The sequence below is a fragment of the Chryseobacterium sp. 2TAF14 genome (assembly GCF_052115105.1).
In the GTDB taxonomy this organism is placed as follows: Bacteria; Bacteroidota; Bacteroidia; order Flavobacteriales; family Weeksellaceae; genus Chryseobacterium.
Genome location: NZ_JBFRGA010000094.1, coordinates 1 through 9,778, shown reverse-complemented (window position 1 = coordinate 9,778; position 9,778 = coordinate 1). Strand labels below are relative to the sequence as shown.

Sequence of the window (9,778 nt, the reverse complement as noted above, 5' to 3'; positions counted from 1 at the left end):
GTCCTGATGCAATCGAAGGCGATGGAAATTACACATACATGCATCTCAAAAATATTCAGACCGTAAATCCTTCTTACACAGGAGGGAATTCCGGAACCGGATATACAGGAACTTCTAATGTACCTATGTATTACAATCTCGGAGCTGTCTCAAATGCGCAAGGCTCACCTATTGTGAACGGAGTAAGTGTGCAGCAGGGCATAGGCGATTCGCAGAACGGAACCGTAAACTATTGTAAAAGCTCAAGTATAGATACTGATGGCGACGGGATTCCGGATAGTACAGATATTGACGATGATAATGATGGTGTTTTAGATACTGTTGAACAAAGTTGTGTTGATACAGGAAGCCCTTTATACAGAGACTATCGTCCCGGAGTATGGAGTGGGGCAAAAGATGCACTCAGTGGTGTAAATTACCTCGCTTCTACTGGTACTTATGTACAGGGATATCAGGATAATGGTACAGAATCGTTTACTTTTACGCTGGTAGATTTAAACCCTGGAATAGTGAATACGTTAAAATATCGTTTTTACACTTTAAATCCTCAAAATCCTGATGCCAATAATGTTACATTATCAATAAATGGGACAACTTTACATAGTTTCTCAACTATAGCGGGGCAATCAAATCCTTCTTCTTTATCAATTGATATGGGATACAGAACAATATCCTTTACACCAACGAGCACTACGGCAACGGTCAAAATACAATGGTCTACACCAGTTAATGGTCTTGCAGGCAGTGATGCTCAGTTTAGAGAATTCCAGATAAATGGAGAAACAAAATTTGAATGTTCTGATATAGATACGGATAATGACGGTATTGTAAATAGTTTAGATCTCGACAGTGATGGAGATAAATGCCCGGATGCAGTAGAAGCAGGATCTGCCTCACAAGCAGGAAACGGAAATACCTCGGCAGGAATTTTAATAAATACCATCACAGACGGAGGAATCCAAACAGGAACTGTAAATGCAATAGTAGGAAACGGAACACCTGCAAATTATGGAAATAATGGCTTTTATACCGGTATAGAAAATAATGACACCTTTGGTGCAAATTATACAGGAACTTATACGTATTCCAATGCTATTAATAAAAATGTGGCAGCATGTTCTACCGCCTGTTACAGACCTGCTGTTACTGCAGGGACGGTTTTAGACACTAAACAGGGGATTACTTCCTTACAAAGAGCAGGTTCAGATAACGAAAACTGGCCAATGGTAAGAAAAGGAGCATGGACAGCTTTGGAATCTAAAACCAAAGGATTTGTGCCAAACAGACTTACAACTTCAGAAATTGGCAATATTCCTGCAGCTAATCTGAAAGAAGGAATGATGGTTTACAACAAAGATTTAGATTGTCTGTACATTAACACAGACGGAACACCTACAGGATGGAAATGTTTTAATACTCAAACTTGTCCTTAATGAATCTTAAAATAATATTTTTTAAAATGAAAACACAAAATAAAATCATGTTAGCAGTAGCAGTATTCTTTACCGGTATTCTGCTAATCCCGGCTCAGGTTGCAATAGGAAAAGAAGCAGTAGTGAATACTTCAGTTTCTTTAGAATTTGGAAATGAAAACAGAGGAATAGTGCTTCCTTGGGTAACCAGCACAGGTGCTGTTGCAGGAGCCGTAAACGGAACGATCGTTTATGATCTTTCTGATCATAGGGTCAAAACAAAATATGGTTCCGGCTGGAAGGATCTTTCGGTAGACGCCACCGGAACTACAGTAGATCCCATAACTTCTGTAGATGGTGTTGCTATACAAAACTCTCATACAGAAAATACAGATGCAGAAGTTACAATTGGTGATACCCAAACCTCAGATACAGGAATTTTAATTCTTGAAGATAAAAATAAGGCGATGATTCTTCCCAAGGTTGCAAGCCCGCATCTTAATATCATCAATCCTGCGCCGGGAATGATGGTGTACGATACCACAGCGAAACAGCTGGCTGTTTTCAACGGTAAGGTGTGGAGCTTCTGGAAACCTTAATACATAAGATTTTTTAGAAATAAAAATAAAAAGAGTTGAAGCATAACTTCAGCTCTTTTTTGCTGAAAATCTATCCGATACGTTTTAAAAAAAATCTGGTGAGATAAAAAATATCAAAAAAAATATAAAATGATTTGTAAATAAAGAAAATTTCTGTAAATTTGCCTCACCAAAAAATACAGACCTATAGTGTAACGGTAGCACTCCGGTTTTTGGTACCGTCAGTCGGGGTTCGAATCCCTGTGGGTCTACAAAAAGCCTTGTTAATCACTCGATTTTCAAGGCTTTTTTGTTTTGATTAATGTTAATAAAGTTGAGATGTGTAGTCTTTACTTTTAACTCATTGATCTACCGAAAATAGCCCGGATCGCAACGGCATCCTTTTTTGTGGAAAGGAAAGTGGTTGGACAAAAAAGATAGAGTGGAGAGCTGGAAAAAGCTACAAATAAAAAATAAGACAGTTAAACAGCTCCTAAAAACTTGCCTTTACCTGCATGCTTCCGATGTGTATCGTTCTTTCTCCGGAATTTCTTCCTTCATAATTGAGATTCAGCTGTAAAAAAGAATTGATTGCCTGCTGAATGAAAACGCTCCAAACCTGGTTTTTCCCCGGTTTTAGGCCGTCAAGCATTTGGTTTCCTACGATGCTGAAGCTATTTCCTGTAAAATCGTTGTTGATAAATGAGAAATTTCCTCTGATCGAGGTCTTCTTTCGTTCCCACTGAATGGTTCCGGTAATATCAAACGCTTTCAGGAGTTCTTCACCATCTTTTCTCTGTTTTTCACGGTAAGCCGATGAAAATTCTGCCTGAATTGCATCTGTGAATTTATAAGTGGCTTTCGGCTTCGTTTCAAAATTATTCAGCCTGTAATCTCTTGTAGCAAAGAGTTGCGATGAATTTTTTAAATCGTGAACAGAGTTTTCCCAGTCGATCCTAAATTCTTTATTAAACCAATATCCGATATTCACAAAATGTGAAGTTTGATTGCGCTCTTCGTTGCTGAAGTTGGCATTGATGAGGTTGTCGTTCTGTATAAAACGATAATTTCCGTTCCAACCCGATTTTTCAGTAGGATTAAATTGTGCCGACATCAGAATGTTCTGATTTTTCAGGATCTGATTTTCACCTTTTTCAAAAGGATTTAAAACTAAAACTTTATCTTTTTTATAGAATGAATTCTGGGAATTTAATGAAATATTAAAATTCCAGCGTTTCAAAAATTTATTTTCCGAACTGAAAACTACCGACGGATTGACAAATAAAGCCAGCTGTAACTTATTTTTATTGGACGGAATATACCGCACCGAATTGGTGTAAATTCTTATATATTGCGCCAAATCGGAGTATTCTGCAATTTCAAATTCGTCRAGCTGTTGAATGCCATCACCGTTGTAATCTGTCCACTTATAAATTCCCTGTCCGTCTGTAACTTTTATATACTGAAACTCTCTCTGCGCTTCCTGACCGTTTCCTAATTCGTAAAAAGCCTGAAGACGCATCCCGTTTTTGAAAAGCTGCTGGTTGTACAAAATATTTCCCACCACAAAATCTTTGTTTTGATCTTCATCTACAATATCATCTTTATAGAAAAATTTTCTGTAATGGAGCAGCGCATTTAAGGTTGTTTTTTCTGTTTTGATGATTTGACTTTCCGCCATGAAACCTAAGATCCTGTTAGTGTTCTGAAGTCGGTTGTCTCGCACAGAGTCATTTTCTCTCATGTACATTTTGGCTAAAAGCTTCGTTCTTGTGCTGTCTCCGATTTTTTTCTGAACGAAAAGCTCTCTCCAGCTGAAGCTTGTAACATCCATCAACTGGGTGTCGTTGTATTTTTTTTCGTTGTGTTCCATACTTCCACCGAAAGCCCAGCTTCCTTTTTTGCCGGTGTACTCGGTTCCGGCTCCTCCTCGTATGAATTTTGTGTCTTGCAGAATAGCATTGGTATTAAGGTAAGAGAAGTTACCTTTTGTGTTGAATTTTCCTTTGATCCAGCCAAAATCAAGGTCATTTTTTATTCCTTTATATGAATCTCGTTCGTCAAGATAATTGATGCGGTAATTTAATGTCGATTTATTATTCCATTTATTTAAAAAGCTGAAGATAAAGCGGTTTTGCGTTAATCCGTTAAATTCCTGTGCCAAGTTAAAGTCACGTGAAAATTCAACATCATTGATACGGTCTAAAATATGGAACTGCTTATCGATATATTGATATTCAAAGCTTGGAGTACCTTTCCAATTGTTTTTGGTAAATGTTTTATTACCGAAAATTCTTGCGGCATATCCCAGATTCTCGTCAGAGTCTTTTGAAGAAAACAAATTGATATCGTAATTGCTCAAAGAAATATCGGCTCCTATTTTACCGTCTTTCAATAAATATTCAGAATTTAAGGTGTAAACCTGAGCTTTTTGTGGCGACGGAAGTTTCCTTACCGCACGATAATCTCCCAAATTAGGACCTACATATTCAAAAACCCTTCCGTTATTGGTGGTTTGTGTTAATTTGTAATCCCCAAGATTGGTTCCGAAATAGGTAAACGAAACCTGATACAAAGTTTGCGTTGCATCGGTTGAAAACTGGTAATAATTTCCGTTAGGATCCTGAACAAGACTGTAAAGAATCTTATTAACGTCGTATTCTGCAACTACACCGGAAGGTGCATACATTAGATTGGTATCGTTTCCGGCGTCTGCTAAAATCTGTTCGTCTTCTTTTGATAAATTTAAAGCTAAAGGTGCATTTTTATTGTCATTCTCCATAAACCAGTTTAAGCCCAATCTTAATTTTTCTCTTTGATGCTCAACTTTTCCGGTAAATAAATATCGGGAATAATTTCTGTTGGCATAATTAAAAGAAATGGTAATAAAATTCTGCTGGAAAATAGGCCTGAAACTGGTAAACGTAACTTCACCCGTATTATAATTAATGATATAGTCCTGGTTTTCGCCTCGTTTCATCAAAATACCATCAATAAAAACCTGCTCGGAACCTGAAATCAAGGTAATAAATTGTTCACCATTTTTCCCGGTTAAACGGTAAGGTCCCTGGTTTCCTTCGATCCCCTGAAAACGGATCCTGTGAAATTCGCTTCGTGCCACACCTGCAGAAACATCCACAAAAGTTTTATTATCGGTTCCGAACTGGGTCTGAAACTGCAGCCCCATACTTCGGCGCTGATATTTTGCGAAATAGTTTTTAGAATCAACCAGATCTAAATGCCCCGCTCTGAGAATAGATTTATCCTTAATATTAAGCTGCATGTAAATCTTGTCAAATTCTTCTAAAGTCTGTGTATAACCATCGGCCTGAATCGGTAAATTGTGGTCGGAAATACTAGCCAAAACCGTTACGTCTTTTGAAAGTCTTCCGGAAATCTGAAGATCCATTGAGCTTTGTACCGATTGCCCCTGATTGTTACCGAAAGTAATTCCACGAATGATAGATCCTTTTGAATTTAATTCTCCTAAAAATCTTTTGGTATTATTTTTTGCAAGTACGGCTTCGTCTACGATAATTCGGTTGCTGGTTTTCACAAAATCCATCGTGTCTTTTGCAAAAATATCCTGCCCGAATTTGAAAGCAAGAATGCTGTCCTTTTTTTTAGCTAAAATACTATCGTTGTTAGATGTAATAGAATCTTTCGGAATATTAGGGTTTTTCCATGAGAATATTTGAGCATTATGCAGTGATAAGCCCATGAAAAAAAGAACGAATATCAGAATAGAATTCCGCAAATCTTTTAAAATAAGTGGTAAAAATAACTAAAAAATATGAACAGTTAGGTTTTTGACATTATTAACAGAAAATTAACCTTAATATTGTTTCAAATGGAAAAAATGATGTAATTTTGCTATGTAAATTATTAATAATTAAAAAATTAAGTTATGAAAAAAATCTTTACAATCTTAGGAATTGTTGCTGTTGCAGCTACTGCAAATGCACAAAACTTAGTAACTAATCCAACTTTTAATAATGGTTTGACTGGTTGGGCAGCTGGTCCTATTGCTAGTTATACTGCTCCCACTTTAGTTGCTGCTGATGGTCATAATGGTTCTAATTCGGCTCAATATCAAAATGCTACTGCTACAACTGGATTTTATCAAGAATTTCCTGTGACAGCAGGTAGTACTTATACTCTTTCTTTTTGGTATAAAGCTACAGGAGATGGTACTGATGCTAGAATCTGGAGTAATTATAAAGATGCTGCAGGAACAATCATTTATCAAGGAACAGATGCTGCAAGTGATCCTTTAAGAGGTCCGAATAATTTATATTTACCTACTGCTTCTACATGGACACAACATACGGTTACTGTTGTAGCTCCAGCTGGTGTTACAACTTTTCAATTAGCAGTTAGAGCATATAATAATGCTACTGTTGCTGCTTTTGATGATTTTTCAATGACAACTGGAACATTAGCAGTTGGAGAAGTATTGCCATCTAAATATAGAATGATAAAAAACACTTTCGTTAAAAATAACGAAATCACTTTCGGAGCAGATGCAAAAGATGTGAAAGTTTATACTTTAACCGGTCAATTAGTAAAAACAGCTTCTGTGAAAGCTAACGGAACTTTAAATATTGCTGAATTAGCTGAAGGTAACTACATCGTTACTGGAACTGTAAACAATCAGGCTGTTTCTCAGAAAATTTTGAAAAACTAATTTGATTTTAAAAAAATTCAAATATTAATATAAACCGCTTCTTTGAGGCGGTTTTTTTATATTCTATGTTTAATTAATTTTCATAATAATTTAAAATATGTGGTATCTTGTTATTGATTTGGTATTAAATTTGTATAAATTATTACGAATCAACCAAAATATCATGTTATGAAAAAAGTATTTACTTTTGTCGGACTCGTTTCGATAACAGCATTCTCTAATGCCCAGATTGTAATTAATGAAGTTTATACAGGAGGCGGTCTTTTAGGAGCGGCCATTACCAATGACTTCATAGAGTTAAGAAACATCGGTTCTTCTACAGCTTCTCTCAATGGTGCAACCCTTCAATATGCATCTGGTTCCGGACCTTTTACCCAGTATAGTATTTTACCTAATATCACTTTAGCTCCGGGACAAACGTATTTAATCCAACAGGGGTCTGATGGATTGGGTGGATTGATCAATTTGCTTAATCCTAACCTTATTGTGAGTGTTCTCCTGAATTTAGACGGATCACCGGCTGTAGGAGTAGGGATTGGTCTTGGACTCACTTCAGGAAAAGTTGCTTTGGCAAGTAATGCCACACAAGTTACCGGACCTACTGCATCAAATGTCTTGGATTTTGTAGGCTATGGTTTGGTTAATCAGTATGAAGGATCAGGATCAGCTCCCTCGCCGACGATTTTAAATTCAATTACTCGAACGGTAGGGGATACGAACAACAACAACGTAGATTTCACAGCGACTTTACCAACACCACAGTCAACCAACGGAACTTTAGCGGTAAATGATATCTCTAATCTTTCTAAAAAAGGCTTTATTAAAAACTCACTCGTTAAAAATGATGAGATAATTTTTGATACAGAAGTGAAAGATATTAAGATTTATACTCCTGCAGGTCAATTGGTAAAAACAGCCTCTGTAAAAGATGGTGTAAGTTTAAATGTTGCCGAATTACAAAAAGGCAATTACATTGTAACAGGATGGGTAAACAACCAACCGGTTTCCCAGAAGATCTTAAAAGATTAATTACAAAATTATAAAAAAGCGATTCTGTAATGTGTCGTTTTTCTTAAGGATTACGATAATCATGAAACTAACCTTGTCAAAGTTGTAAACTTTTGACAAGGTTTTTTGTTTTTAGAAATAATTTAAGTTTTTGATACTAAATCTCTCACTAAAACTTCAAGCTATAAACTAGATATTCATTTAAGACTTTAATACCAACCTCGTCTCGCAGCATTAATAATCGTACTCAGATTCAGAATCAAAGTATATCGTATTCTTTTTCCGTAATCTTTGAAGCCCGGCTCAAAACCTAAAGAAGATTGTACCGGAAGATAAATTTCAAGGAAATCGGGGATTAAACGTATTTTCACACCGCTGTCCCAAATAAATTGTGTCGGGTTATTTTTGTTTTTATACAAACCTGCATCAGCATAAACATGGAAAATTTTCCAGACGCTAGAATCTACATTGAAAGAAGTAATCCATTGATTAACGCTTCCCGGAATAAAAGATTTAAAACCACCATCAGCTAAAACAAACTGCTGCGACAAAATTCCGCTGGATGCGCTTTGACCCAAAAGATTGTATGAAAAAGAATAATCTGAAACCCTTGAAATTCCGTAATCGAAAGTATTGTTTCTGGTTTCGTTTCTTAAAAAATATCCGGCGAAAAGTCTTAGACTAAGCTTTTGCTTTGGTGCAAATTCCCATCTGTAAAATCCTTCTGCCGTGATTTTGTTGTAATCTTCCATTCCCTGCGTACTCAGACTGAAGCTTTTTTCGTGAATCATCTGGTTGTCGGTATAGCCGTAACCGATTGTCCAGAGATTGTATTTGTCATAATCACGATTTGCAATCATTTTTGCGCTCAGATCACGTTCAAAATAAGTGTAAGAAATTCCCAAACCACGACTCACCGTACTTCTCGGATTTTTTCTGAAATTGATATTCGAGTAGAGAGAATTTTTTTGATAAGCTAAATCATAATCATAGTGAAAATAAGATCCGGAAACTCCAAAAGTCAGTCTCTGAATCACGCTTTCAGCAGGCAGAAAAGAGTAAGAAACGGCTCCTGAACCTGTCAGTTTACCCGTTCCTGTACTGAATGACGGAGTAAGTGAATACAAAAATTTCTGGTCAAAAAGAGACTGGTTTTTAAAATTTAGCCCAATCAGAAATTTATCATAAGTATTGGTAAAACGTATTCTCGGGTTGAGGTATATTTCATTAAACTCAGGGTTGGGAATGTCTTTAATCAGTTTAAATTTAATTTTTTTGGCATTTGAAAATAATCCTTTGGTATAAAGGAAATTGTCGCGATAATTCGCTTCCGGAAATATATAATCGTTGTTTAGGGTAATTTTATAAATATCTTCTGAAGGAAGACTTATGGTTTTTAGCTTTTCATTTTCTTCAGTTTCGATCCAGTATGAAGTTCTGTGGCCGCTTTTAGTCTGCGTTTCCAGCTTTACAGGAATTGCTTCGGGCGTATTTTTTGAAATTTTAATATCAAGAGAATCATTATTTACCCTGAAATTCTTCAGTTTAAAATTAACCCTGTTTTTCTGTTTCAAAAATCCTTTTAAATAAGACGTTGAAGAATCTTCTTTTGCAAGTTGGTCTAAAAAGTCTTCGGGATAAACCTGTTTGTCAGTATTTTCTGCGATATAATTTTTCAGTAATTGGTTAAATTTTTCTTCACCCATTTTATCGGCAGAATAGCTGAAAAGACTTCCCGTTTCAAAGCTGCTGATCGCCATGTCATTAAAATTACTCAAAACCGCAAAAGGTTCATCAATTTTCTGGTCAAGATTCTGAGACATGATGTATTGATAAGCCAAACCGTATCGGTCTAATAATTTTACCCTTGATGCATGAAATAGTTTTAAAGGTTTAACCCCTAAAATACTGGTTTCAGGAAGATTTCCGAGGAGTTTTGCTTCACCGTAGAATTTTTTCAGGTACTGAATTTCAAGATATGATTTTAAACCATTCTTAAACCAATGGTTTTCCTGTTTATCGGTAATGATGCTTTCGTCAAGGATCTTTTTTGAAATAATTCCGAAATAATCGAGATCTGCATTTTCGGCATC

The 9,778-nt window shown here is 36.1% G+C and carries 6 protein-coding genes and 1 tRNA gene; 5 read left to right on the top strand and 2 right to left on the bottom strand.

Annotated elements, in window-relative coordinates; genetic code table 11:
* The 3 genes from AB4Y90_RS11070 to AB4Y90_RS11060 form a co-directional block, all read left to right on the top strand.
* A partial coding sequence (locus AB4Y90_RS11070; RefSeq protein WP_441557615.1) for a hypothetical protein occupies positions 1-1,433 on the top strand: 1,433 nt, incomplete at its 5' end.
* A gap of 26 nt (positions 1,434-1,459) precedes the next feature.
* Positions 1,460-2,011, top strand: a complete 552-nt coding sequence (locus AB4Y90_RS11065) for a hypothetical protein (RefSeq protein WP_441557613.1) — start codon at positions 1,460-1,462, stop codon at positions 2,009-2,011.
* 180 nt (positions 2,012-2,191) lie between these two features.
* Positions 2,192-2,262 (top strand) — tRNA-Gln (locus AB4Y90_RS11060).
* A 221-nt stretch (positions 2,263-2,483) separates the two neighbouring features.
* On the opposite strand, the gene AB4Y90_RS11055 is transcribed toward AB4Y90_RS11060, so the two are convergent.
* Positions 2,484-5,711: a hypothetical protein gene (locus AB4Y90_RS11055; RefSeq protein ID WP_441557612.1), complete on the bottom strand. Its 3,228-nt coding sequence runs from the start codon at positions 5,709-5,711 to the stop codon at positions 2,484-2,486.
* A gap of 186 nt (positions 5,712-5,897) precedes the next feature.
* On the opposite strand from AB4Y90_RS11055, the gene AB4Y90_RS11050 reads away from it, so the two are divergent.
* Together AB4Y90_RS11050 and AB4Y90_RS11045 are read left to right on the top strand one after the other, a co-directional pair.
* The gene (locus AB4Y90_RS11050; RefSeq protein ID WP_441557611.1) at positions 5,898-6,677 is read left to right on the top strand and encodes a carbohydrate binding domain-containing protein; all 780 of its coding nucleotides are present in this window, start codon (positions 5,898-5,900) and stop codon (positions 6,675-6,677) included.
* Positions 6,678-6,845: 168 nt separating this feature from the next.
* Complete coding sequence (locus AB4Y90_RS11045) at positions 6,846-7,706, top strand: lamin tail domain-containing protein (protein ID WP_441557610.1); 861 nt, start codon at positions 6,846-6,848, stop codon at positions 7,704-7,706.
* Between the two features lie 188 nt (positions 7,707-7,894).
* Here AB4Y90_RS11045 and AB4Y90_RS11040 read toward each other — a convergent pair.
* On the bottom strand, positions 7,895-9,778 hold a 1,884-nt coding region (locus tag AB4Y90_RS11040), incomplete at its 5' end, for an aminopeptidase (protein ID WP_441557608.1).

Coding starts and splice junctions, on each gene's coding strand:
- AB4Y90_RS11045 (WP_441557610.1), top strand. CDS start 6,846: ATGAAAAAAGTATTTACTTTTGTCGGACTCGTTTCGATAACAGCATTC.
- AB4Y90_RS11065 (WP_441557613.1), top strand. CDS start 1,460: ATGAAAACACAAAATAAAATCATGTTAGCAGTAGCAGTATTCTTTACC.
- AB4Y90_RS11050 (WP_441557611.1), top strand. CDS start 5,898: ATGAAAAAAATCTTTACAATCTTAGGAATTGTTGCTGTTGCAGCTACT.